At 39.3% G+C, this 25,558-nt stretch carries 16 protein-coding genes and 1 pseudogene; 12 read left to right on the top strand and 5 right to left on the bottom strand.

Annotated features, from left to right (window positions below; all coding sequences use genetic code 11):
• From ESB04_RS09685 to ESB04_RS09675, 3 genes and pseudogenes are all read right to left on the bottom strand, one after another.
• A pseudogene (locus ESB04_RS09685) lies at window positions 1-1,282 on the bottom strand (hypothetical protein); the annotation flags it as partial.
• A 639-nt stretch (window positions 1,283-1,921) separates the two neighbouring features.
• Entirely contained in the window at window positions 1,922-2,506 is a 585-nt protein-coding gene (locus tag ESB04_RS09680) for a Crp/Fnr family transcriptional regulator (protein WP_129027530.1), read from the bottom strand.
• Between the two features lie 4 nt (window positions 2,507-2,510).
• A complete protein-coding gene (locus ESB04_RS09675) occupies window positions 2,511-2,804 on the bottom strand; it encodes a Dabb family protein (RefSeq protein WP_129027529.1) in 294 nt (97 codons plus the stop codon).
• A gap of 415 nt (window positions 2,805-3,219) precedes the next feature.
• Here ESB04_RS09675 and ESB04_RS09670 point away from each other — a divergent pair, with 415 nt between their 5' ends.
• From ESB04_RS09670 to ESB04_RS09635, 8 genes are all read left to right on the top strand, one after another.
• Window positions 3,220-6,258: a SusC/RagA family TonB-linked outer membrane protein gene (locus tag ESB04_RS09670; protein ID WP_235832220.1), complete on the top strand. Its 3,039-nt coding sequence runs from the start codon at window positions 3,220-3,222 to the stop codon at window positions 6,256-6,258.
• An 11-nt stretch (window positions 6,259-6,269) separates the two neighbouring features.
• Window positions 6,270-7,775 carry a RagB/SusD family nutrient uptake outer membrane protein gene (locus ESB04_RS09665; protein ID WP_129027527.1) on the top strand — a complete coding sequence of 502 codons (1,506 nt, stop codon included), beginning with the start codon at window positions 6,270-6,272 and terminating at the stop codon, window positions 7,773-7,775.
• Window positions 7,776-7,882: 107 nt separating this feature from the next.
• Window positions 7,883-10,672, top strand: coding sequence for a PSD1 and planctomycete cytochrome C domain-containing protein (locus ESB04_RS09660; protein WP_235832219.1), 2,790 nt, complete (start codon window positions 7,883-7,885; stop codon window positions 10,670-10,672).
• Between the two features lie 31 nt (window positions 10,673-10,703).
• Complete coding sequence (locus tag ESB04_RS09655) at window positions 10,704-12,140, top strand: DUF1501 domain-containing protein (RefSeq protein WP_129027526.1); 1,437 nt, start codon at window positions 10,704-10,706, stop codon at window positions 12,138-12,140.
• Window positions 12,140-14,473: a PSD1 and planctomycete cytochrome C domain-containing protein gene (locus ESB04_RS09650; protein WP_129027525.1), complete on the top strand. Its 2,334-nt coding sequence runs from the start codon at window positions 12,140-12,142 to the stop codon at window positions 14,471-14,473. The genes ESB04_RS09655 and ESB04_RS09650 overlap by 1 nt, the downstream gene beginning before the upstream one ends.
• 4 nt (window positions 14,474-14,477) lie before the next feature.
• Window positions 14,478-15,935, top strand: a complete 1,458-nt coding sequence (locus tag ESB04_RS09645) for a DUF1501 domain-containing protein (protein ID WP_129027524.1) — start codon at window positions 14,478-14,480, stop codon at window positions 15,933-15,935.
• Window positions 15,936-15,944: 9 nt separating this feature from the next.
• Window positions 15,945-18,116, top strand: coding sequence for a c-type cytochrome domain-containing protein (locus ESB04_RS09640; protein ID WP_129027523.1), 2,172 nt, complete (start codon window positions 15,945-15,947; stop codon window positions 18,114-18,116).
• A 100-nt stretch (window positions 18,117-18,216) separates the two neighbouring features.
• Window positions 18,217-18,876, top strand: a complete 660-nt coding sequence (locus ESB04_RS09635; protein WP_129027522.1) for a hypothetical protein — start codon at window positions 18,217-18,219, stop codon at window positions 18,874-18,876.
• A 294-nt stretch (window positions 18,877-19,170) separates the two neighbouring features.
• On the opposite strand, the gene recJ is transcribed toward ESB04_RS09635, so the two are convergent.
• A complete protein-coding gene (recJ, locus tag ESB04_RS09630; protein ID WP_235832218.1) occupies window positions 19,171-20,901 on the bottom strand; it encodes a single-stranded-DNA-specific exonuclease RecJ in 1,731 nt (576 codons plus the stop codon).
• Window positions 20,902-21,101: 200 nt separating this feature from the next.
• A complete protein-coding gene (locus tag ESB04_RS09625; protein ID WP_129027521.1) occupies window positions 21,102-21,662 on the bottom strand; it encodes a sugar transferase in 561 nt (186 codons plus the stop codon).
• Between the two features lie 190 nt (window positions 21,663-21,852).
• On the opposite strand from ESB04_RS09625, the gene ESB04_RS09620 reads away from it, so the two are divergent.
• The 4 genes from ESB04_RS09620 to ESB04_RS09605 all read left to right on the top strand — a co-directional run bounded on the left by ESB04_RS09620 (window position 21,853) and on the right by ESB04_RS09605 (window position 25,558).
• On the top strand, window positions 21,853-22,389 hold the full coding sequence (locus tag ESB04_RS09620) for a helix-turn-helix domain-containing protein (RefSeq protein WP_164969633.1): 537 nt from the start codon (window positions 21,853-21,855) through the stop codon (window positions 22,387-22,389).
• A gap of 165 nt (window positions 22,390-22,554) precedes the next feature.
• Window positions 22,555-23,844, top strand: coding sequence for a nucleotide sugar dehydrogenase (locus ESB04_RS09615; protein WP_129027519.1), 1,290 nt, complete (start codon window positions 22,555-22,557; stop codon window positions 23,842-23,844).
• A gap of 11 nt (window positions 23,845-23,855) precedes the next feature.
• Complete coding sequence (locus tag ESB04_RS09610) at window positions 23,856-24,983, top strand: DegT/DnrJ/EryC1/StrS family aminotransferase (protein WP_129027518.1); 1,128 nt, start codon at window positions 23,856-23,858, stop codon at window positions 24,981-24,983.
• Window positions 24,980-25,558 carry an acyltransferase gene (locus ESB04_RS09605; RefSeq protein WP_235832217.1) on the top strand — a complete coding sequence of 193 codons (579 nt, stop codon included), beginning with the start codon at window positions 24,980-24,982 and terminating at the stop codon, window positions 25,556-25,558. Before ESB04_RS09610 ends, ESB04_RS09605 begins: the two co-directional genes overlap by 4 nt.

Raw genomic sequence — 25,558 nt, 5'->3', positions numbered from 1 at the left:
TAGCGGTAAATTCTGTACCATTGGTGATGCCATTGTTCCAAGCGTAGGAAGAAGCACCTGAACCTGATAAAGTTACTTTAGCACCTGCACAAACGGTTTGGTTTTGAGTGGCAGTAACGGTAGGTAATAAATGAACGGTAACAGTGGCTGATGCTGTATTTGAACACCCATTGGCATCAGTTCCTGTGACCGTATAGCTGGAAGTAGTGGTTGGTGATACATTGATAGTAGATCCTGATTGTGAATTGGACCATGCATAAGTGGTTGCTCCAGATGCGGTTAAGTTGCTTGAGCCCCCAATGCATATGCTCGGACTATTAACTGAAATGGTAGGCAGTTTATAGACAGTTACTGTTCCTGAGGCAGTATTTTGGCAACCGTTGGCATCGGTCCCAGTAACAGTATACGTGGTTGTAGAGCTCGGGGAAACGGTGATGCTAGCGCTGGTGGCAGCATTTGACCAAGAATAGCTAGACGCACCACTAGCTGTTAAAGTGCCATTAGCACTTGGACAAATTGATGTATTAGTCACACTTAAAGTAGGAAGATCTCTTACTTGCAAAGTAAATAATTCAATACTTCTACAATTGCTGGCATCATAAATAACTTGATATTCACCACCAGTTGAAGCAGAAATACTTGAGCTTACATCAGTAAGAGAAGATCCATTTAATGTCCACTTGTAGTTTGAACCTGTTCTAGCAGAAAGGGTGGTAGAGCTATTTTGACAAACATATACAGTCTGTTTGTTGACTACGGGTGTAGGTACCTGCACGGCAACTTTTGCACAGGTTACTGTTCCTGAGGTTCCACCCCATCGTAAAATACTTTGACCATCTGTCGGTATAAAATGACCTTTTATTGTCAGGCGATAATAGTTTGTTCGTCCACCTCCATTGTAGTTGAATTTTAGCAGCGAGCCAAATCCGTCTTGACATTCAGTGGTACTTCCATCACTGGTATTCATTTTATCGGCAGAAATGGTTTCCCATTCACTGCTTCCGTTGGGGGAGTTTTCTCCTTTGATGTTGGTTTCTCCAGTTGGCAAACAAAAATTTTGAATAATGAAATGGCTTAGGCCTGTTAGTTGACTTTCTTTTTGTGTGATTTTGTACAAGAAAGTGGATTTGTTCGTAGCGCTATTGTAGGAGCTGCTTTCAAGTGAAACGTTGAATCCGACATCTGCAGGTCTATTGGCAGCCATCGAATTTCTCGATGCTGCCAATGAAACTAGAACAGATAGAACAAACAGGTAAGCATAATGACTACACTTATTTTTCATGGTAAGAAATATTTAGTAACACAGATTAATTAAATACCTCTCTCAGGCGGCCTTTAGGCAGCATGAGTGATTTTTAAAAATTTTACAATCAGTTGTAGCTAGTTTTTGAAGGGAAGTCCAGGCCGCAAATCACAAGATTTTGCGACAAAGAGATAGACTTATGATGCCTTACTCCAGCATGGCTTGATTATAATTTAAAACACATTTTTTTTAATGAGAACATAAATTAGTTGAACTATTCATTCAAATAATCTAGAATTTCATTTCTTTTGGTATGAAATGATCCTAAAACGTGAAGTTGTTAGAATAGCTGACAACTGTTGCGTTTATTTCTCAGGGATGCAAATATACAAGCCCTAATAATTTTTAAAATAGGCTGTAATGCAAAGAAGATTATCTTGTTTTTAATTAAGGAATTTTCAATAGAAAATCGAGAACATTTTTAAAGAATTTTTTAATTAAAAATTCTCTTTAAGTCAATGATTATCAATTTTTAGACATGAATTGACCACTGATTTTTTTTGATTTGATTTTGAAATTCAGAACAAATTTTAATTTAAGGGAATGTGTTTATCAGTTTTTTGCCCCATTATTAAAGCAGAAGTTGGTCCAATTTTTTGAATTATATTCAGCTATTTTTTAGCTGTTACGGAGGTACTCACTCCTCATTTTACTGAGAAATTCTGGAGTTACACCTATGTAAGCTGCAATTAGTTTTTGTGGGATATCATGAATTAAGCTTGGAAATGTTTGACAAAAATTTGCATATCGCTGTTTAGCGCTTAAACTTAAATTATCAATGAGCCTTTGACGGTAAGCCACTAAAGAGTTTTCGGTTAATATTCTGAAATACCTTTCCAGCGCAGGAACTTTGTCAAATAACATCAACTGGTCTTTTCTACTTAGTAAAACTACCTCTGAATCCATGATGGCTTGAACACTTAAATCTCCCGGCTTTTGGGATATAAAACTATACATATCAGTTATCCACCAATTAGATGGTGCAAACTGCATGATATGTTCAAATCCATTTTCATCAATGGAAAAGGAACGTAAGCATCCAGAAAGAACTAATGCCGCATCTTTTGTGATCTCACCTCTTTCGAATAAGTAGTCTTTTTTACTGAGTTTTATTAAGCGCCAAGTTTGGTCAATCAAGGCACATTCTGCCTCTGTTAAAGCAATATGTTTTTTGATATTATCAAGGGCAGATTGTCTGGACATATCATTATGACATTTTAAGGTAGTCGATTTCTTGGAAATCCGCTACCGATGGTATCCAAACGTTCTCTACAAACCAAACATGCAGTGGATGATTGGTATATGCTTGATATATATCCTTATTCTCAAATTGCATGATTAAACCATATTGGAAATTATTTTTTGGACTAATTTCTCGAAGGCATTCAAATTCTTGCACTCCAGGAATCTGGGCTAGCTTCATGGCCTCGGCAAAGAAATGATCTTGTTGAAAGCCACTTAAATCAGGCTTAAACGTCAAAAAAACAGAATGGTAAATCATATTCAATGTTGTTTTCCTAGGTAAAAATAGCAGGAATATATCAGTTCAAATCTTGATTGCGTACTATTTTTATTTTTATGCTTCCAATCATATTTGGTTCAAATTGAGAAAGCCAAAAACATGTATTTAATTTTTTTTTGAAATTATTGCACTATTTCATTCTGTTTATTTAACGGTGCCCTCCCGTAAAATCACTGTTTAATCGTTTCTTCCTGATTATCAAAAAGATACAATAGATTTTTTGCTGATTTCATAAGGATAGTTAAGGATGGTTAAAAAGGGTCTAATGAGTTAGTTGTGTCTGATAATTGTATTATTTCTTTAAATAGTACAATCCATAGTCAATGATTAAACAACCCTTTTAACCCAACTCAAACCTTTTATTATGAAAAGACTATCATTACTAATTTTTTGTATGCTCCTGGTTTACCAGGGACTTGCTCAGAGTGTGCAAGTCCGAGGTAAGGTAAGCACTGCCGGGGGAGTCGGAGTTCCTGGTACTTCGGTATTGGAGAAAGGAACTACCAATGGAGCCGTAACAAATGCCAACGGCGAATATTCCATTCGGGTAAGTTCTAAAAATGCGGTTCTAAATTTTACTTCAGTCGGACTTTTGCCTAAGTCTGAAGTTGTTCAAGGAAGAACGGTCATTGATGTGATTTTGGAAGAAAATCAAAAAGAGCTGACCGAGGTTGTTGTCGTAGGTTATGGCTCTCAAAGAAAGCAAGATATTACTTCTGCCGTTTCCGTGATTGGCATGAAGGATATTGGAGAGCAGCCTGCTAATAACATGAATCAGTTGCTTCAAGGAAGAGCCTCTGGTGTAGTGGTGAAACAAAAAGCTGGTACTCCAGGTGGGGCTTTTGAGGTTCGAGTTCGGGGAATAGGTTCATTGGGTGCTGGAAGTGACCCATTATATGTAATTGATGGTTTTGTGGTAGGTACTTCGGTAGGGGCTAATTTTAACCCGAATGACATCGAGAGTATTTCTGTATTAAAAGATGCGGCATCTACTGCGATTTATGGTGCGAGAGGTTCAAACGGGGTAGTGCTGATAACTACTAAAAATGCACAAGAGGGTAAGGTAAATGTTAATTTCTCGATGGATTATGGATTGAATACCATACCAGACTCTCGCCGAGTTAAAATGTTGAATGGGCCTGAATTTGCTCAATTTAAGAAAGATGTTTTCATGGATGCCATTCGTATTTTACAGAAAAGAGAGCCATCCATTGAAGAAGTTCCTTTAAATTATCGCTACCCGGAGCAAACTAAATATTCTACTGACTGGTTTGCTGCCATTTTGAATAAGAATTCCGCTTATCAAGATGCTAATTTGACAATTACTTCTGGTAAGGGGCCTATCAAATCCATGTTTTCTGTTGGATACTACAAGGAAGATGGAGCTATCATGAATACGGATTATGACCGTATTTCTATTCGTTCAAATAATAGCGGTGCGGTAAGTAAATTTTTAACCGTTGGCTTGAATGTGAATGGTAGTTTGACTCGTCAAAATGTGGCCAATACGGATGGTAGAAGCGCTTTGGTGGGTGGAGCTTTATTGATGGATCCACGTGAACCCATTTATAATCCTGATGGAAGTATTCGCCCGTATATTGGTGGGCTAGATGGAGTGTTTGGATTCCCCAATCCAGTGTTCCTACTTCAGAACGTAATTCGTAAAAGAAATATTTCGGACGTATTGGCCAATGCATTTGCTGAATTCACCATCATGGACGGTTTGAAATTCAGAAGTTCGGTTAACGGTAAAATGAATTACAACCGCTTCAAGGAATATGTGCCTTCAACTATCGGATCTTCTGTAGCATCGGGTACTTCTGGTGCACCTCCTCGTATTGCTACGGCACGTGATATTTCTGAGCAATTGCAAAACGTGTCATTTGATGAATTATTGACCTATTCTCCTAAAATTGGTGAGGACCAAAAATTAGATGCCATGGTGGGTTTCACTTCCCAGCAAGAACAAGTATATGGTATTGACGGTACCGCTAATACCTTTCCAGATGATTTAGTGCCCTATTTAGGAGCAGGTTCTATCCGTTCTTCAAACTCCTATGAATACAGCTGGTCATTATTGGCTTATTTTGCTCGCGTGAACTATGCTCTTAAAGACAAGTACTTATTCTCTGCTTCATTCCGAAGAGAAGGAAGTTCACGTTTCGGAGAAAACAATAAATATGGAGACTTCCCTGCTGCTTCAGTAGGTTGGAGAATATCTGAGGAGCCTTTCATGAAGGATATAAGTTTTATCAACGACATGAAAATCCGTGCTAGCTGGGGTGTGACAGGAAATAATAATATCGGTAACTACCCAAGTTTAGCGTTTGTTGGAGCGAACAACTACATCTTAGGAAACAGCTTTGCTCCTGGTAAGGTAATCAGCAATTTCGCTAACTCTTCTTTGAAATGGGAGAAATCCGATCAGTTAGACATTGGTTTAGATTTAGCAACATTCAATAACAAGTTGACCTTCACTTTTGAGTATTATAAAAAAGTAACCAACGACATGTTATTGCCAGTTTCTATTCCAGCGGTTTCAGGTTTTACCACCAGTTTGGATAACATAGGTCAAGTACAAAATACCGGGGTAGAATTAAGTGCCGATTACCGTACTAGTTTTGGTCCTGTAAACTTTAGAACCAATATGAATATTACTGCCAACCAAAGTAAAATTTTGGCTATCAAAGGTGCTAATGATATGCTCTGGTATGGAAGTTTTTACGGTGGATACAACGTTATGAAAGTAGGTCGTCCGATCGGTATGATTTACGGATATAGAAAAGAAGGTATCTTCAATACCCAAGCAGAGATTGATGCTTGGGCTAAGCAAGACGGTGTAATTCCTGGAGGTATGAAATTCAAAGACATGAATGGCGATGGAGTCATTTCTTATGATACCCAAGATATGACAGAAATTGGAAACCCCAATCCAGCCTTTACTTGGGCTTGGACATTAGCGGCAGATTATCGCCAATGGGATGTGAATGTCTTATTTGTGGGTGCTCAAGATTTTGATATCTATCGTAACATTGAGGCCTCAACCATGAATATGGATGGGGTGTTTAACGTCTTGGATAAGGCGAAGGATCGTTGGAGATCGGCTACCAACCCTGGAACAAATCCAAACGATAAAAACTCTCAAGGTGGAACAAGCTATTTTAAATGGTCGCGTGAAAGTAGTGAACGATATGTTTATGATGGAAGCTACGTATGGTTGAAGGCTGTGACATTAGGGTATAAACTACCTAAGATGAAGAATATATTCAGTGAGTCTCGACTATTCTTTACAGCTAACAATTTATTCTTGTTTACTAATTACCCAGGAAATAACCCAGATGCGGGTGTTAGAGGTGGTACGGAATTGAACAATGACGATGAGTCATATCCAGTTCCAAGAACTTTGGCCCTAGGTCTTAAATTAAACTTCTAATTCTAACAGAAATGAAAAAAATAACAGCTTCTATATTATTATCTTTTTGCTTCATTCAGTTTTCTTGTCAAGAGGACTTTTTGAAGACAACAGATCCCACCCGGATTGGTCGAGATTTATTTTACCAAAATGAAACTCAATTCAATCAAGCTTTGAATGGAATTTATGGCCAATTGCAAACTATTACCAACACGGCCTACATTCAACAGGAATTTATGTCTGACAATACTACCCTAGATTTTAATCCATTGGATCGAGGTGGGGCCGCTGGTTGGGAGGCATTTGAATTTTCAACAGTCAACCAAGGAAATGGTGAAATTTCCACACTGTGGAATAACCATTATTCCACTATGTATAATATCAATTATGCTTTGGAAAAGCTTGCAAGCTCTACTTCAGTAGAAGCAACCGCCAAAGCTGCCATTGAAGGACAGTTAAAGTTCTTGCGTGCGTATCACTATTTTAACCTAACGCGTTATTTTGGTGATGTGGTATTAGCTACCAAAACCTTGTCTAATCCTAATGAATCATTTGATTTAGTTCGCTCGCCTCAAGCAGAGGTTTACAAGCAAATTGAAACTGATTTAACGGATGCGGTGAAACTTTTACCAGCTAGCTATCCAGCTTCTGGAAGAGGAAAAGTGACCAAAGGTGCAGCGGTAGCTTTATTGGGGAAAGTCTATTTAACTAGAAAAAACTTTACTGCCGCAGCTACTACCTTGAAGGATATTTTAAGTCTAGGATATTCGTTGAATGCTAACTACAAAGACAACTTTGATCCAGCTAAGAAAAATGGACCTGAGTCCATATTTGAAGTTCAATATCAAGGGGGAAACGACTTAGGAGAGCAAAGTAACTTTGTGTACGTTTTTGCTCCACGTTTATCACAAGGAGCAGTAACGGGTTATGCCAATACGACACCTAGTGGAAGAAATATTCCAACTCGAGACATGATCAATGCCTATGAGCCAGGTGATTTAAGGAAGGATATCTCTTTAAAAACAGGTTACACCTTAAATGGCAATTTCGTGGCAATTCCATACGTGGCTAAATACCAGTATCCTCATACTATTTCTGGTCGTTCGGATAACAACTGGCCTGTATTACGTTATTCAGACGCTTTATTGATGTTGGCTGAGGCTATCAATGAAACAGCTGGTCCAACAGCCGAGGCTTATGGCTATATCAATGCAGTGAGAAAAAGGGCAGGTTTAGCTGATTTAGCTGGATTGTCCAAAGAGGGATTGAGAGCAGCTATTATGCAAGAGCGTCGTGTGGAATTGGCGTTTGAAAATCACCGTTGGTTTGATTTACAAAGAACAATGACACCAACTGAATTGGCCGCATTCATGAATGCACATGGAGCTAGAGAAAAGGCTAACCCAACTGTTGGCAGAGGAGGAATTGCCTTCAACGCCTTGGATTATGTGTATTCTGATTTTGAATACTATTTACCTATTCCAGCCCCTCAAATCTTGATTAACAGTAAATTAACCCAGAACCCAGGGTATAACTAAGGGATTTTTTATTTAGATTAATCTTTGTAAAATTGCCGAGTGTACGAACTTGCTCATCGTACCTCGGCAATACAAAGAAATAAACCTATTATAACCTACATTTTTCTGTGCAAACTAGTACTGAACTTATTACCTTTTTTGGTCGATTACACCCCCTAATCGTCCATTTTCCCCTAAGCTTATTATGGGTTATATTATTACTAGAGGCTATTTCTTGGAAGCAGTCAACTAATCCTTACCATCCTGCTATTCGTTTGATGCTTTGGGTAGTTAGTATCTCTGCCTTTTTGGCTGTAGCCTTCGGACTTATATTAGCCAATCAAGATGAATATTCAGGCACCACCGTGGCATGGCATCAATGGTCGGGAATTGCGACCTTTGTTTTGGCTTCATTAGCCCTATTGGCATTTCAATATAATGAAACCAAATCCTACCGCGCTTTATTATTGTTGACGGTATTGGGTGTCACCTTTGCTGGACATTATGGAGCTATGTTGACCCATGGAGATGACTATTTAAGTTCCGTTTGGAATCCAGCAACCCCGAAAGATACCCTATCTCAAACGCCTAAAATAGATATTAAAAAATTACAAGGAAATATCAATGTAGATGAGAAAGAGGCTTTAGCTATTGAAGCTAGAAGCATTTTGACCAAGTATTGTACCAACTGTCATGGTACCAAAAAAGTGAAAGGAAAACTTCGTTTAGACGAATTAAAATATGTCATGAAAGGTGGCGAAAATGGGAAAGCTTTGATCATTGGTCATCCAGAGAAAAGCGATATCATCCGTCGAGTAAAACTTCCAGCCAGCGATGATGACGCCATGCCTACCAAGGGTAAACGCCTAAGTAAAGCAGAAATAGAGGTTTTAGAAACTTGGATTAAGCAAGGGGCTCCTTGGCCAAATTCACCAAATACGACACGCGCATTGGCCTTATCTGAAGAAAAAGCGGTCTCCCAATATAACGAATTGCCCACTGGACCAAGTCAAACGGCCCTCCAAGAACAAGAAAGTCCTGTGATAAGTCCTGCCGTACAGGTCTTAAATGACAGTCAAATTGATGAATTAAATATTAAGGTTCGTACCGTTTTAGCACACAATTGTTACAGCTGTCATAATGCGACCAAAACCAAAGGAAAACTTCGCTTAGATAAGAAAGAGTTTTTATTTAGAGGAGGTGAAAGTGGTCCTATTTTAGTAGCAGGCTATCCTGAAAAGAGTGATATTATCCGTCGAGTGAAATTACCTGAAGGGCATGATGATGCCATGCCTACCAAAGGGAAGCGATTGACCAAGGAAGATATTGCTTTGCTGGAATTTTGGATTAAACAAGGAGCTCCATGGCCAACTGGACCAGAAAAAAGCTTATACCGAGTGGCAGCTTTAGAGCCAAGATTACCTAAATTACCTCAAGCCAATGCCCAGGCTCAACAGCCCATTGATTTATTTGTGGATCAATATTTCAAGAAAAATAAGATTGCTTGGAAAAAGCCTGTTGATGACGCCACCTACATTCGTCGGGTTTATTTAGATGTGCAAGGTTTGCTCCCTAGTCCGCAGGCTATTCAAAATTTTATGGCGGATAAAAGAGCCAACAAAAGGGAGTTATTGGTTCAATCTTTACTGAATGACAATTCTGCCTATGCCCAGCATTGGTTTAGTTTCTGGAATGATGCTTTGAGAAATGACTACACGGGTACTGGATATATTACCGGAGGTCGATTCGCCATCTCCAAATGGTTGTATGGCTCCTTGAAAAACAATAAGCCTTATGACCAATTTGTAAAGGAGTTAATTAGCCCAACGAAAGAATCTGAGGGATTTATCAAAGGAATTAAGTGGAGAGGAACTATTAATTCCAGTCAAAGCACGGAGATGCAGGCGGCACAAAATGTGGCACAAGTTTTCTTGGGCTTAAACTTGAAATGTGCTTCTTGCCATGATAGCTTTATCAGTGATTGGAAATTGGATGATGCTTATGCTTTTGCTAATGTTTTTGCGGATGAAACCCTAGAGATTCATAAATGTGACCTTCCTACTGGTCGGAAGGCTGGTCGTGGAGTTTTGTACAATTCTCTCGGAAAAATTAAAGAAACGCCGATCACCGCTGATCGTTTGGTACAATTGGCGGATATTTTGGTTCAAAAGAAAAACGGTCGACTATACAGAACCTTGGTGAATAGGGTATGGGCGCAATTAATGGGAAGGGGAATCGTTGAACCCGTGGATATGATGGATAATGAGCCTTGGAGTCAGGATTTGTTAGACTACTTGGCTTATGATTTTGCCAATAATGGGACCGATATGAAACGTTTGATGTATCAAATTTTAACGTCTAAAACCTATCAATTACCATCGGTTGGCTTCAAAGAAGTTTCCATGTTGACCGCCAATAATTATGTGTTTAAAGGAATGGCGAAGCGCCGATTAACGGCGGAACAATTTGCAGATGCGGTTAGTCAGTCTTTCTATCCACTGTATTCTGACTCAGCTTTGGTCGTAAAAATGTTACCAACTGATATCAAAAAAGAAATACCTTTTGCTAGGGCAGCCTTGGTGAAGAATGATCCTTTCTTAACTGCTTTGGGAAGACCTAACAGGGAAACTGTTTCTACTAGCCGTACTTCTCAGGCTAATTTATTGCAGGCTTTGGAATTAACCAATGGAGTTAAATTCAATTATACCTTGAATACAGGCGCTAAGATTTGGGTGGCTAAATACGCAAGTAGTGATGCTTTGGTGAATGCGCTATATCGTCAGTCTTTGGGTAGAAACCCGAGCAGTCGAGAGATGGAATTGGCCATTCGCTTCCTGGGTAAAAAACCTACGGTAGAAGGAGTTCAGGATTTTGTTTGGGCAATCACTTTACTTCCTGAATTTCAATTGATTATCTAAGTTCAACCATGTAAATCATGTATTTTTGTATATGAAGACGAAATATAATAGAAGGGAATTTTTACAGAATACGAGTATGGCTACATTGGCCGCGCTGGGAATGAATTCACCGGTGGCCAGTGTGCTAGGTGGCTTCAATAATCCTGTGGCACAAAGGGCAGCCACGGCTGATACGGTGATCTTACTATGGATGGCTGGTGGAATGGCTCATACGGAGACTTTTGACCCGAAACGGTATACTCCGTACGAGAAGGGAATGGAGGGCAATCGGGTACTAAGTACTTTCAAGTCTGTACCTACCAAACTGGATGGTATTCATTTTTCAGAAGGCTTGGAGGGGATAGGAAGTGTGATGGATAAAGGGACTTTGATTCGTTCTTATGTGGCGGCCGACTTAGGCCATATTTTACATACTCGTCATCAATACAATTGGCATACTTGTTACGAGCCTCCTCAAACAGTTGCGGCCCCTCACATGGGGGCTTGGATTGCCAAGGAATTGGGACCAAAAAATCCAGTAATACCTGCCTTTATTGATATTGGACAGCGTTTCACGGTAGGTGAAGGTGAAGAATTAAAAGCTTTCCATTCTGCCGGATTTTTAGGAAATGAATTTGGCCCCTTCTTCATTCCAGATCCGAGTCAAGGCTTAGATAGTGTTCGTCCACCAGTTGGTATGAACATGAAGCGATTTGAGAGTCGGAATAAATTATACAATGATTTAATCAGTCGTAGTCCGTTCGGAGATTTTGGAAGTGATTACCAAAAAGAATCACTTCGCCGTTCCATGGAGCAGGCCTATATCTTGTTGAATTCACCCGAATCTAAGGCCTTTAATTTAAGCTCTGAGCCGAAAGAAAGTTACGATATATATAACACGGGTCGATTTGGCTTGGGCTGTTTGCTAGCCAAAAGATTGACCGAACAAGGGGCGCGATTTATTTCTGTTACTACCGAATATGAACCATTCTATGGTTTTGATACCCATGAAAATGGTCATACTCGTATGGTTGGTATGAAAAAGCAAATTGACGGCCCTGTCTCTCAATTGATCAAGGATTTGGATAAATCGGGACACCTAGACAGAACTTTGGTGATTCTAGCTTCCGAGTTTAGTCGGGATATGATGGTGGAAGGAAGACCAGACCAAACGGTAAAAGAGCAGGTAAATCAGCCGGAGATTCTGAACGATATGAAGTTTTATGGTATGCACAGGCATTTCACCGATGGTTGCTCCATTTTAATGTTTGGAGGAGGAATCAAACGTGGGCATGTCTATGGAAAGACGGCGGATGAAAGACCTTGTAAAACCATCGAAAATCCAGTGAAAATTGCAGGTATTCACCAAACGATGTATCATACATTAGGCATTAAGCCAGATACCCAATACGAAATAGAGAAAAGGCCATTCTACACCACACCAGATGGGAAAGGACAAGTTGTCAAAGATTTATTGATTAAAGCCTAATGCAGAGAATTCATCCACTTTTTTTATGGATATGTGCCCTTGGGTTCACCCTTGGTTTGAATGCTTGTTCCTCATCAAATGGCACCCAAATTCAGGAAGAGCCTATCCCTGATTTGGTTAGTTATAATTTTGACATAAGACCAATTTTGTCGGATAAATGTGCCGCATGTCATGGTCCAGATGCGAATAAGCGAGAGGCGGGTTTACGTTTGGATGACTCTATCAGCGTGTTTAAAGCATTGAAAGAACATCCCAATGCCTATGCTTTAGTTCCAGGTAAGCCAGAATTGTCTGAGGTATTTTTACGTATCAGCACAGATGATACTACGAAGATGATGCCGCCCAAGGCTTCTCATTTGAAGCTGACAGCGCGGGAAATAGATTTGATTGAAAAATGGATTAAGCAGGGCGCTAAATACGAAAAACATTGGGCTTTTGTAGCACCCAAGAAGCCGTCAATTCCAGATGTTGATAAGAAGGATTGGGTAAAAAATGAGATTGATTATTTTGTTCTGCATAAAATGGAACAAAAAAACTTAAGTCCTAATGAGGAGGCGGATAAGGAAAGGTTATTAAAGCGAGTGTCTTTAGACCTTAATGGTCTTACTCCCAGCTTGAGTCAAATGGATCGCTTCATGGCAGATAATTCACCTCGTGCCTATGAAAAAATGGTCGATGAGCTCTTGAAAAACCCTAGCTACGGGGAGAAAATGGCGGTTTTTTGGTTAGACTTGGCGCGCTATGCGGATTCGCATGGCTACCAAGATGATGGATACAGAACGCAATGGCCTTGGAGGGATTGGGTGATTCATGCCTTAAATAAAAATATGCCTTATAGCCAGTTTGTCAGTTGGCAATTGGCTGGCGATTTAATTCCTACCACTAATCCGGCACAGACTAAAGAACAATTATTGGCTACGGGATTTAACCGTAATCACAAGATAACCGAGGAAGGCGGTGTTATTCAAGAAGAATACCGGGTAAGTTATGTAGCTGATCGAAGCGATCTTTTGGGGAAGGCATTTTTAGGAATTACTTTGGAATGTGCTCGCTGCCATGATCATAAGTATGACCCTATTACTCAAAAAGATTATTATCAGGCTTTCGCCTTTTTTAATAATGTGAAGGAAGTGGGGATTGAGTCTGTCATTGGAGGCCCTGAGACTTACGCGAAAAAGCCTTTGATGGAAATTAGCAATGAAGATGTGAAAGGGATTTTAAAGTTCATTAATAAAAAAGATACCTCACGTCTCATTGTCTCTGTCATGAGTGATTTGGATACACCTCGTGTCAGTACCATATTGAAAAGAGGGAATTATGATGCTCCAGGCGATGTGGTTCAGCCGGCTATGCCTACTGTCATTTTACCTTTTTCATCCAATTTGCCAAAAAACAGATTGGGATTAGTGAAATGGTTGTTTGATAAAAAGAATCCATTAACCGCCCGTGTATTTGTGAATCAAATGTGGCAAGAGTTTTTTGGTAAAGGAATTGTCAAGACCACGGGCGACTTTGGTATGCAAGGAGAGTTACCTACTAACCCAGCCTTATTGGATTGGCTAGCGGTAGATTTCATGGATCATGGCTGGAATATTAAACGTTTGGTGAAGCAGATGGTGATGTCAGCAACTTACAGACAGTCTGCTAAAATCACCCCAGATAAACTTGCCAAGGACCCTGAAAACGTGTATTTATCTCGCTCTTCACGCTCCAGAATCAATGCAGAATTTGTCCGAGATGTGGTATTATCCAGTAGTGGCCTTTTGGTTCCGCAAATTGGTGGTCCAAGTGTAAAACCCTATCAGCCACCGGGCCTATGGGAAGGTGCTACCTCCGGCCGTGGTTTATTGTCTATGTATGTGCAAGATCATGGAGCCAGTTTGTATAGGAGAGGGATGTACACTTTGATTAAGAGAACTGTTCCGCCGCCTACTATGAGCATTTTTGATGCCAGTAATCGAGATGTATGTGAAGTAAGACGATTGAAAACCAATACCCCTTTGCAAGCTTTGGTGATGATGAATGACCCTACTGTTTTAGAAGCATCTCGTGTGTTGGCTGCTAAATTATTACAAGAAAAAAATCAGGTCAGTGATAAAATTAACAAAGCTTTTAGAATGATCGTTTGCAGAAAGCCGTCTGAAAAAGAGATGGGGATTTTGACCACTTATTACCAAAATGAATTGAAGAAAATCAATGCTAAAAAGGCAGAAAAAATGTTGTCTGTTGGGGAGTATCCTATTCCCAAAGAGGTGGACAAACAGTTGTTGGCGGCATTGATGCGGGTAGTTAATACCATTTATAATTTGGAGGAAACCATTACTAGAACCTAAGCGAATGTTAGAAAAAGAAATACTGGAGCATGGGCTAAGCTTTAATAGAAGGAGATTTTTATCCACCATGAGTTTAGGTTTGGGTAGTGTAGCCCTAGGTTCCTTGTTGGTGCCAGGATTATTGAATGGTGGCGACCAAGATGGGGCAGAATTTACCCCGGGCATACCCCATTTTGCACCTAAAGCCAAGCGGGTTATTTATTTATTTCAAAATGGGGCTCCTTCTCAATTAGAAACCTTTGATTATAAGCCGAAGCTTTGTGACATGATGGGTTTGGACCTTCCAGCTTCCGTTCGTGGAACACAGCGATTAACTGGAATGACGGCCAATCAAGCCACTTTTCCGCTGGCGCCATCTTTTACTAATTTCAAGCAATACGGTCAATCAGGGGCATGGATAAGTGATATCATGCCCTATACCTCCAAGATTGTAGATGATATCTGCATCATTCGATCCATGTATACGGAGGCCATTAATCATGATCCAGCCTTAACATTTTTTCAGACAGGCTCTCAACAAGGCAATCGTCCAAGTATGGGTTCTTGGTTGAGCTATGGTTTGGGAAATGAGAATAAGAATTTACCAGATTTTACGGTCTTATTGTCACGAGGTATTGGAAATGGTCAAGGAGTGTATTCCAAATTGTGGTCCAATGGCTTTTTGGATTCCATTCATCAAGGGGTTCAATTTAGCAAAGGGGAAGACCCTGTTTTATATCTGAGAGATCCTGAGGGGATGGACCGCAAGGAACGTAGGGAGATGCTAGACCATTTAGCGGAGTTGAATGATTTGTCGTACCAAGAATTTGGTGACCCCGAAATTTCAGCCAAAGTAAAACAGTATGAAATGGCGTATCGCATGCAGACGGCCGTTCCGGAGGTGATGGATTTGTCCAAGGAATCCGACGATATCATTAAGTTGTATGGCCCAGATTGTTTGGTTCCTGGGACCTTTGCCGCCAACTGCCTTTTGGCTAGAAAGCTTTCGGAAAATGGGGTAAGATTTGTTCAACTGTACCACCAGGGTTGGGATCAGCATGGTAATTTACCCTTTGAGATTCAGAGTCAGGCGAAAGATACAGATCAAGCATCTGCTGCTTTGGTGATGGACTTAAAGCAAAGAGGCTTATTAGATGAAACTTTGGTGATTTGGGGTGGGGAGTTTGGTAGAACATGTTATAGTCAAGGTAAACTAACCATCGATAATTATGGCAGGGATCATCACCCGCGTTGTTTCAGTATTTGGATGGCTGGTGGTGGCATCAAACCGGGAATGGTCTATGGTGAAACAGATGAACTAGGTTATAATGTCCAAAAGAATCCAGTGCATGTCCATGATTTTCAGGCCACTGTACTGAATCAATTAGGCTTAGATCATGAAAAATTAGTTTATAAACATATGGGTCGTAGGTTCCGTTTAACTGATGTATCAGGAAAAGTGGTTCGAGATATCATTAGTTAATAGCTTCACATGAAGAAATTTCAGCTTATCCGAATACTCGAACAGATTTTAATCGCCTCCTTTTTCTTTGTAGGGTTTTTATTTCTGTTTGAAGATTCTCTTCAAATCCCCCTTTATTTGCAGCCTATCGGTAGACTTCATACTGTATTACTTCATTTCCCTATTGTTTTGCTTTTTATTGGCATGTTGATGGAATATTTCAGATTCCATCCTACTTGGGAAGAAAACGATTTTTATCAACAATTCAGCCAAGGAATTCTTTTGACCGGAGCATTGAGCTCTGCAATCACAGTCATTATGGGAATTTTTTTAGCCAGAGAACCGGGTTATGGTGGTGCAGATTTATGGTGGCATCGTTATTTGGGTTTGGCTACTTACCTATTAGCTTCAGGGATTTATTTGTTCAGAAATAAGGATTGGTATAGCCCAGGAATGGTGAAGGCCAGTTCATTGGGTATGGTGATTTTGCTGATTATGGTAGGCCATTTTGGCGGAAATTTGACTCACGGAGGAAATTTTGTGTTGGAGCCCTTGATAAAAAATAAAACAGTGCCATTGGAAGAAGCCCTGGTTTTCCAGGATGTAGTTCAGCCGATCTTGGAAAAGAAATGTGTTGCCTGCCACAATCCAGATAAAATAAAGGGAGAGTTATTGTTGACAGATGCTAAGGCCATTGCCAAAGGAGGTAAAACGGGACCCTTATTGGTAGCAGGTAAGCCAGAATTGAGTTTGTTGATTCAGCGCGCTCATTTGTCCATAGACGACAAAAAGCACATGCCTCCCATCGGAAGACCTCAATTGACAGATGATGAGCTGCAATTATTGTCATGGTGGGTGAAACGCCAGGCTACTTTTACACAAAAAGTACTAGATTTTGAATCAAGTGATTCTTTGCGGATTTTATCTAGTAAATTGTTGGCGACTTCCACTTCTCCAGTGGAGAGTTTTGATTTTTCTGAGGCTGATGAAAAGACCATTCAAAAGCTTTCCAATGAATATCGGACTATTTTACTATTTGCGAAGGATTCACCTGCTTTATCAGTCAATTTCTTTAATAAGGCACAATATCAGGCTAAAAAATTGGAAGAATTAAAGGAGATTAAGGAACAAATCGTTTCATTAAGTCTAGCTAAAATGCCTGTTCAAAATGCGGATTTGGAGCATATTAAGCCTTTTGAGCATTTGCATACGCTCAACTTGAATTTTACGGATGTTACAGAAGTGGGTTTGAAAGAATTGGCTGGATTGAAAGAATTGATGTTGTTATCCTTAACCGGAACTCATTTAAAAGCACCAGGTTTAGGCAATGCGCTGAAAGCTATCCCTAATTTGAAAAAGGTATTTGTCTGGGATACGGGTTTAAGTCTAGCAGAAATTCAGGCACTTCAAAAGCAATTGAAAGGCATACAAGTGATTGGAGGTTTTCATGATGATGGGACTAATCCACTCAAATTAAATCCACCTCTAGTTAAGAATTCATCGACGATTTTTGATCAATTTATCCTAGCTCAATTAGGACATCCTATTAAGGGAGTTGAGATTCGATATACCTTGGATGGCTCTAGGCCAGATAGTGCCATTGCTCCTTTGTTTACCGGAAGTTTGCGCTTAGATAAAAATACCTCCATTCATGCAAGAGCCTTCAAACCAGGTTGGATAGGCAGTGATGAAGCTATTTTTGATTTTTACCGTGGGCATTTTAAACCAGATAGTTCCGTGCTATTAACACCTTTAAACCGGGTTCACCAAGCTGCTGGAGCGAAGACTTTTTTTGATGGCCGTTTAGGCACCTTTAATGCAAACAGTCCAGCATGGGCGAATAACTGGGCAGGTGTAAGAAATAATGACTTAGTATTGGTTTCTATGTTTAAAGAGCCAATTGCATTGTCATCAGTGGAGTTGAGAATTATGGTGGAAACTCAAACGGGGATATTCCCACCAGAACTCGTGGAAGTCTGGGGTGCCACGGTTGAAAATCAATGGAAGTTATTGTCGAAATTTAAACCCGAGATTCCAAAGGAAAATTTCCCGCATACGCTACCTTTGATAGGGACAAAGTTCAAGACTAGTAAGGTGAAGTACATTAAAATAGTGGCCAAACCTTTAGAGAAAATTCCGGGCTGGCACCCAGCTAAAGATAAGCGTGCCTTGTTTTTAGTGGATGAAATGTTTTTTAATTAGGGGATTATTTCATCTTAGAAATTTCGCTTTTTATCGCTTAGTTCCTGAACTTCATGAAAGTATGGCTATCCGTTAAATAATCCTTTTTATATTTGCCGCCATGAAAAATGGCCAATTCTTTTTGTTTGGAATTTTATTCCTATTATCTACGACTACTTATTCTCAGCAAGCATTGACAGCCCCTCCAGCACCCATACCTGCTGAGGTGATGTTTGGTGACAAGCGAACGAATTTTCAGCTGATTCTTTCCAAACCGATAGATGCTCGAGGGAAATTTTCCTTTTTTAATGTGACCAATGGGGCCGTAGATTATAAAAATAAAGCAGATGAAACAGAAATAGTGGTGGTGAATAATGTTTTGTACGATCTTGGCCATAACCTTAAGGCTTCTGCGGGCGCTCAGTGGCATTTTAAACTGGGCTTAGTTCCTTTAATGGGACTTCAATTTTTCAAAGCAAATCCTACTTGGCTTATCATCGTTTCTCCGAGTATTTGTTTATTACCTGGCACCAATATGGAAACCGTTAGTATTTTGGAGTATAAACCTAGTTTAGGACAAAAAACTCGATTATATACTCGGGCACAAGTTTTATACAATCAATCGATAGAAGATGGATTGCATGCCCGAAGTGGATATACCTTTAGAGCAGGCATTACCCATAAGAAATTCACCTATGGTGTAGGTATGAACTTTGATTATTATGGTCCTTCTAAATTTGAAAAGTTAAATTCAGGCCTCTTTGTCAGAGTGTCATTATAGGCTAATTTTTAGGGACATTCATTGTTAAAATAAAGACATCCTTTTTTAATATCCAATCCCCTCTGAACTCTGAAAAAACTCGGTTTATTTCTTAGACTTTCTTATCTATATTGTTCCATCATAAAATTGGTTGAGCAATATCGACTTATGAAAGCTCACCACACACAGGTTTAAGCAAGGCTTGTAAGACTAGGTAATGAACATCTCATATGAAATGACCATCATTAACTCGGGGGTGAAATATCAAATATCTCACAGTTCTTGGAGATTAACCAAGGCTTAAAAAGCCATTTTTTAAGCCATATCCAAAGCCCTCAATTGCAACTTTCTGTTTCCTCTAAATTCATTGACCTCTACATGGTACACTAAAGAAATAGGCTTCTGATTCAAATAGGCATCCATTAAACCTTCATAGAAGTCGGCACGAAGGTTGAACGCAATGACCTCCATGGTTGGATTTTCGGGACGGTCTTGAACAAATAATTTCAAGTGTGCCTCTTTCAAAATGGTAGGAGGAGCTGTTTGAAAGAGTTGCTTACTTAGAAATAGCGGAATCATATTTCCTGGCCCGAAAGGAGAAAGTCGAATCAATAATTTATCATGAAATGCCAAATTAAGAGCAGATAGTGGAATTTCAAGATCAATCAGCAGCTCTGCAGGCGGGGGATTTTCGCTCAAGCCTTTTTTCACCAGTTCGTCGAATCGCGAGATAAATGCAGCTAAGTTTTCCGGATGCAAATGTAAACCAGCCGCATGGGTATGTCCCCCGAATTGGATTAATAAATCAGCACAAGATTCCAGTGCGGCATGAATGTCAAAGCCTTTGACAGAACGAGCAGAGCCTACCAGCTGGCCGTTGGATTCGGTTAATATAATGGTAGGTCGATAATAATGTTCCTGAATCTTACTAGCGACAATCCCCACCACTCCCTTGTGCCATGAGGGGTGAAATAACACAGTAGAGAAAGCCGTGGGTAAAAAGGAATCTTTATGAAAAATCTCGAGGGCTTGTTGGACAATTTCTTTTTCTACTTCTTTTCTACTTTGATTTTGCTTTAAAACGGCCTCGGCTAACTGACTTGCCTCTAACATATCAGCTGCCAACAATAGTTTCACTGCCCCATGAGCATGATCCATTCTTCCTGCAGCGTTGATGACAGGAGATATGGAGAAGACAATATCCGTTACTTGAATGGGAGCCGTTTTACCAGCAGTTTGAAGCAAATAAGCTATACCAGGCAAGGCGTTTTTTCCTAGTTTTTCCAACCCAAAATAAGTGAAAATCCTATTTTCTCCCGTGATGGGAACCATGTCCGCGGCAATACTACAAGCCAATAAATCAATCTTATCCCACAGGGGTTCAGGCTCCAGGAAATTGGCTTCTATGAAGGCTTGGAGGAGCTTAAATCCTACACCGCAGCCTGTTAATTCCTTAAATGGGTATTGGCAATCTTTTCTTTTGGGGTCTAGCACGGCGATGGCTTCCGGTAGCTCATCATCAGGTAAATGGTGGTCACAAACGATGAAATCAATGCCCTGTTGATTACACCAAGCTACTCTTTCATGGGCTTTGATTCCACAATCCAACGAGATAATTAAACTGTAGCCATTGTCCTTTGCAAATTCAACTCCCGCTTGAGAGACGCCGTAACCTTCTGTATATCGGTCAGGGATGTAGTAATCACAATCTGCACCAAGTACTTCCAATAGATAACCATAAACCAAGGCCACTGAGGTAGTTCCATCCACATCATAATCTCCATAAATCAGGATTTTTTCTCCGTTTTCTAAGGCTTGACCTAAACGTGCCACAGCCTTATCCATGTCCTTCATCAGAAAGGGATCATGTATGGACTGCATCTCAGGAAGCATAAATGCTTTCGCCTCATTGAAATTTTTAATTCCTCGGGAAAGTAGTAATTGAAGGAAATATGGGTTTTTAACTGTATTTAATTCTAAGGATAATTGTTCAAGAGCTTCTTTATCAGGCGGAGGCAATACAGTCCATTTTTTTTTGGGCAACATATAGGGTTGGCTAGTGGGAGATTTTTCGTTCTTATAATAAGGGCAAAATCGGGGAAATGGCTATTTCAAGGAGTCTTCTTTTCCATCCATTTTTACAGAATAAATCTCCATAAATTAGCTCGCATTAAAAATACTAATTTCAAAATATCAATAAGTTTAATCTCCTAAATTCTTAATTCTACATTTTCAATTCTTCATTCCTAATGCACCACCCCATCCCGCTTGACCACCTTCCAAGCCGTCAGGCAAATGATTTTTAAGTCAAAAAGGAAAGATTGATGTTGCAGGTATTCGGCGTCATAGGCCACTTTTTGTTCATTGGGGATTTCATCGCGTCCATTGACCTGAGCCCAACCGGTGAGTCCGGGAACTAGCAGATGAATGTTGGCTTGAGTCCTAGCGGTATTGAGATCTGTTTGGCTGGGTAGCGAGGGTCTGGGACCCACGAAGGACATATCCCCTTTTAAAATACACCAGAGTTGAGGGATTTCGTCTAGGCTAGATTTTCTCAAAAACGAACCGATGGGTGTTAGAAATTGATCTGGATTGTTCAAAAGATGTGTGGGCACTACGGGAGTATGGGTTAACATGGTCCTAAACTTGGGCATGGGAAAGGGGATGTTATTTTTCCCAACTCGAGTGGACCAGTAAATGATAGGTCCGGGGGAAGTTAAGCGAACTAAAAGGGCAATCAAGATAGCTGGAACAGCTAAGAGTGAACATAATATGACGGCCAGAAATAGATCAAATAATCGCTTCATCGTTCTGATAATTTACAAATATAGGGAATTTAAAGCCCAGAGGCCGGATTTATTATTAAGCGGACCACATAATAAATATTATTTCCACTTTTGAACCAAAAACTTTATTTTTGTTACTCAATTTTGTATCAGCCTACTTAGTCAATATGTGACTCAGGTGGCGAAGCCGTGGAAAGACTTTCCCTACACGTTGAAATTAGATTCTATTTTTTCTGGTAAAATACGCGTCAAACTATTGACTAAACTACTGCTAAATCCTGCCAGCAAGGTCTATTTGCGTGGTTTGGAGCGAGAGCTTGGTGTGAGTAGCAATACCGTTCGCTTGGAGCTTAATAAATTGAACGACATGCATTTAATCCAAGTGCAGTCGGACCCTGATAACTCCAAAGTGAAGCATTATTCCGTGAATATTCAGCATCCCATGTTCTCATCCTTGCGGAGTATCATCATGCAATTTGTGGGCTTGGATCAGATTATTGAGCAGGTGATTGACAAATTGGGGAATGTAGAAAAAGTGTATTTGACGGGGGATTTAGCGGAGGGGAAAGATTCCCCTTTTGTGGACTTAGTGCTCATAGGGGATGTCGATAAAAATTATTTATATCAATTAATACAAAAAGCGGAAGAGCTTATTCCAAAAAAAATTCGGGTGGCGGTTTATTCGAAAGAAGAGCAACATTCCTTTTTAGAGAATTTCAGTGGGCCGTATTTTCATTTGTTGAATTAGTGTGGCTCAGACCGCCTATTCCTATATTCAAATAATTGTAAATCATTAATTCATTGATTTACAGCGTTAAATAGTTTTGTTTAAAATTTCAGATTAACTCAAAACATCAAAAATAAATGAGTTTGGTGCGCAGTTTGGTGCGTAATTAAATTAAAATTATAATGTATGAATATTAAAGACAAAAAAATTGCAATTATTGGTTTAGGTTATGTTGGCCTTCCATTGGCTATAGAATTTGGTAAAAAATATAAGGTATTAGGATTCGATATAAACAAAGATCGAATCGAAGAGCTGACTTTTGGTAGAGACCGAACAAATGAAGCAGACCTAGCCGGATTATCACATGCCATGAGTTTGTCTAATAATGGCAATGTAGGATTAAGCTTTTCGCACAAAGTTGATGATTTGACGTCATGTAATGTTTATATTGTTACTGTGCCAACACCTATCGATCAATTTAAGGCTCCAGATTTAACACCATTGCTTAAAGCTTCTGAAATGATTGGAAAAGTTTTAAAAACTGGAGATATTGTAATTTATGAATCAACAGTTTACCCAGGATGTACTGAAGAGGATTGTGTTCCAGTACTTGAAAAAAATTCAAAATTGACATACAATCTAGATTTTTTTTGTGGGTATTCTCCAGAAAGAATAAATCCAGGAGATAAAATTAATACGCTAACTAAAATAAAGAAGGTAACTTCTGGCTCAACTTCAGAAATTGCAGAAGTTGTGGATGCATTGTACTCTAGTATTATTGAAGCTGGTACTCACAAAGCTCCGAGTTTAAAAGTAGCAGAAGCTTCAAAAGCTATTGAAAATGCTCAACGCGATGTAAATATATCTTTTGTTAATGAATTAGCATTAATATTTGATAAAATGGGGATTGATACAAATGATGTCATTGAGGCTGCTGGAACCAAATGGAATTTTTTAAAATATAAACCAGGTTTAGTTGGAGGGCATTGTATTGGTGTTGATCCATACTATCTAGCACATAAGGCTGAAAGTCTTGGATATTATCCTCAAGTTATTTTATCTGGAAGAAGAGTTAATGATAATATGGGGATGTTTGTTGCTAACAAATTAGTGAAGTTACTTATATCAAAAAATCATGTTATTTCTAATTCTAAATCATTGATTTTAGGGATTACTTTTAAAGAAGACTGCCCTGATATTCGAAATTCAAAAGTCATAGATATTTTTCGTGAGCTTCAGCAATTTAACATGAATGTTGATGTTTATGATCCTCATGCTGATAAACATGAGGTAAAAGAAGAATACGGAATTGATTTAGTCGAATCCATTTCAGACAAGTATGATGCAATTATCTTAGCTGTTTCACACAAAGAATTTCTTGAATTAGATATTAAAGCAATTTGCGCCAGTTCAAATTCAATCATTTATGACATTAAATCATTTTTGGAGCGTTCTTTAGTTGACGCAAGACTATAACACAGTTAATTATGAAAATTGAAATGGTTGACCTGAAAGGTCAGTATTCGAAAATTCAAAACGAGATAGATAATGCAATACTTGAATGTATTCGTAGTGCAAATTTTATAAATGGACCATCCGTTATAGAATTCTCAAAAAATCTTTCTCAATATTTGGGTGGCGCATATGTCATTCCATGTGCAAATGGAACAGATGCGTTACAAATTGCAATGATGGCATTGAGTCTCCAACCTGGAGATGAGGTTATAGTTCCTTCATTTACATATGTAGCAACTGCAGAAGTGATAGGACTACTTGGTTTGGTTCCAGTTATGGTTGATGTTGATCCTTTTTACTTTAATATTACTCATGAAAACATTGAAAAAGCGATTTCTTCAAAAACAAAAGCAATTGTTCCAGTTCATTTGTTTGGACAATGTGCTGATATGGAGCAAATTTTGGCTTTTGCTAAGCAGCACGGAATCTATGTAATTGAAGATACTGCACAGGCAATTGGTGCAAAATATACATTCAAAGACGGTACTCAAAAGCATGCGGGTACTATGGGTGATATTGGTTGCACCTCATTCTTTCCTTCGAAAAATTTAGGGTGTTATGGAGACGGAGGCGCAATTTTTACCAATGATGAAGGATTAGCCGATAAAATTAGAATGATTGCAAATCATGGACAGATAAAGAAATATATTCATAAATACATAGGTGTAAATTCTAGATTAGATACACTACAGGCGGCTGTGCTAGATGTTAAACTCAAATACCTCGATCAATATAGCGCTGCCCGTCAAGCTGCTGCAAGTCGGTATGATAGCCTGCTTGCTAATCTTGAACAACTACAAATACCAAAAAGGGCTGCTCACTCTACCCATGTTTTCCATCAATATACCATGATAATTAGTGGTGGTAAGCGTGACGGCTTGAAAAAGTACTTAAAAGAAAATGGAATACCTTCCATGATTTATTATCCAATCCCATTAAATCAGCAAGAAGCTTATAGAGAAATAGGTAGAACAACAGGTGATTTGGAAATTACGAATTCACTTTGCGATTCTGTATTATCTATCCCGATGCACACGGAATTAACGATTGAAGAACAAATCTTCATTGCAGATAAGATCTCTACATTTTTAAACACATGATTATACTTATGGATTATTTTATACATCCGACTGCAGTGGTAGAGGAAGGTTGTGAAATAGGCGCCGGAACCAAAATTTGGCATTTTTCACACATCATGCCCAATTGTAGACTCGGTAAAAATTGTAATATCGGTCAGAATGTAGTGATTTCTCCGGAAGTCATATTAGGAAACAACGTTAAGGTACAAAATAATGTATCCTTATACACAGGAGTAACCTGTGGAGATGATGTTTTTTTAGGTCCTTCTTGTGTGTTCACCAATGTAACCAACCCACGCAGTGCAGTGAACAGGAGAGACCAGTTTGCCAAAACCCATGTGGGTCAAGGAGCCAGTGTTGGTGCAAATGCAACAATTGTTTGTGGACACGATATTGGCGATTTTGCCTTCATTGGCGCAGGTGCAGTTGTTACTAAAAATGTACCTCCTTATGCCTTAGTAGTAGGAAACCCAGCCCGACAAATTGGTTGGATGAGTGAGTATGGTCATAGATTAAATTTTAAAGATAATATTGCAATTTGTTTAGAGTCTAATGATAGGTATGAACTTTCGAATAATCAAGTTAAAAAAATATAA

The sequence above is a fragment of the Aquirufa rosea genome, assembly GCF_004118285.1.
Classification (GTDB): Bacteria; Bacteroidota; Bacteroidia; order Cytophagales; family Spirosomataceae; genus Aquirufa; species Aquirufa rosea.
The sequence above is the reverse complement of the archived record's forward strand: the minus strand, read 5'-3'. Positions and strand labels throughout refer to the sequence as shown.

Coding starts and splice junctions, on each gene's coding strand:
- ESB04_RS09680 (WP_129027530.1), bottom strand. CDS start 2,506: ATGTCCAGACAATCTGCCCTTGATAATATCAAAAAACATATTGCTTTA.
- ESB04_RS09675 (WP_129027529.1), bottom strand. CDS start 2,804: ATGATTTACCATTCTGTTTTTTTGACGTTTAAGCCTGATTTAAGTGGC.
- ESB04_RS09670 (WP_235832220.1), top strand. CDS start 3,220: ATGCTCCTGGTTTACCAGGGACTTGCTCAGAGTGTGCAAGTCCGAGGT.
- ESB04_RS09665 (WP_129027527.1), top strand. CDS start 6,270: ATGAAAAAAATAACAGCTTCTATATTATTATCTTTTTGCTTCATTCAG.
- ESB04_RS09655 (WP_129027526.1), top strand. CDS start 10,704: ATGAAGACGAAATATAATAGAAGGGAATTTTTACAGAATACGAGTATG.
- ESB04_RS09650 (WP_129027525.1), top strand. CDS start 12,140: ATGCAGAGAATTCATCCACTTTTTTTATGGATATGTGCCCTTGGGTTC.
- ESB04_RS09645 (WP_129027524.1), top strand. CDS start 14,478: ATGTTAGAAAAAGAAATACTGGAGCATGGGCTAAGCTTTAATAGAAGG.
- ESB04_RS09640 (WP_129027523.1), top strand. CDS start 15,945: ATGAAGAAATTTCAGCTTATCCGAATACTCGAACAGATTTTAATCGCC.
- ESB04_RS09635 (WP_129027522.1), top strand. CDS start 18,217: ATGAAAAATGGCCAATTCTTTTTGTTTGGAATTTTATTCCTATTATCT.
- recJ (WP_235832218.1), bottom strand. CDS start 20,901: ATGTTGCCCAAAAAAAAATGGACTGTATTGCCTCCGCCTGATAAAGAA.
- ESB04_RS09625 (WP_129027521.1), bottom strand. CDS start 21,662: ATGAAGCGATTATTTGATCTATTTCTGGCCGTCATATTATGTTCACTC.
- ESB04_RS09615 (WP_129027519.1), top strand. CDS start 22,555: ATGAATATTAAAGACAAAAAAATTGCAATTATTGGTTTAGGTTATGTT.
- ESB04_RS09610 (WP_129027518.1), top strand. CDS start 23,856: ATGAAAATTGAAATGGTTGACCTGAAAGGTCAGTATTCGAAAATTCAA.
- ESB04_RS09605 (WP_235832217.1), top strand. CDS start 24,980: ATGATTATACTTATGGATTATTTTATACATCCGACTGCAGTGGTAGAG.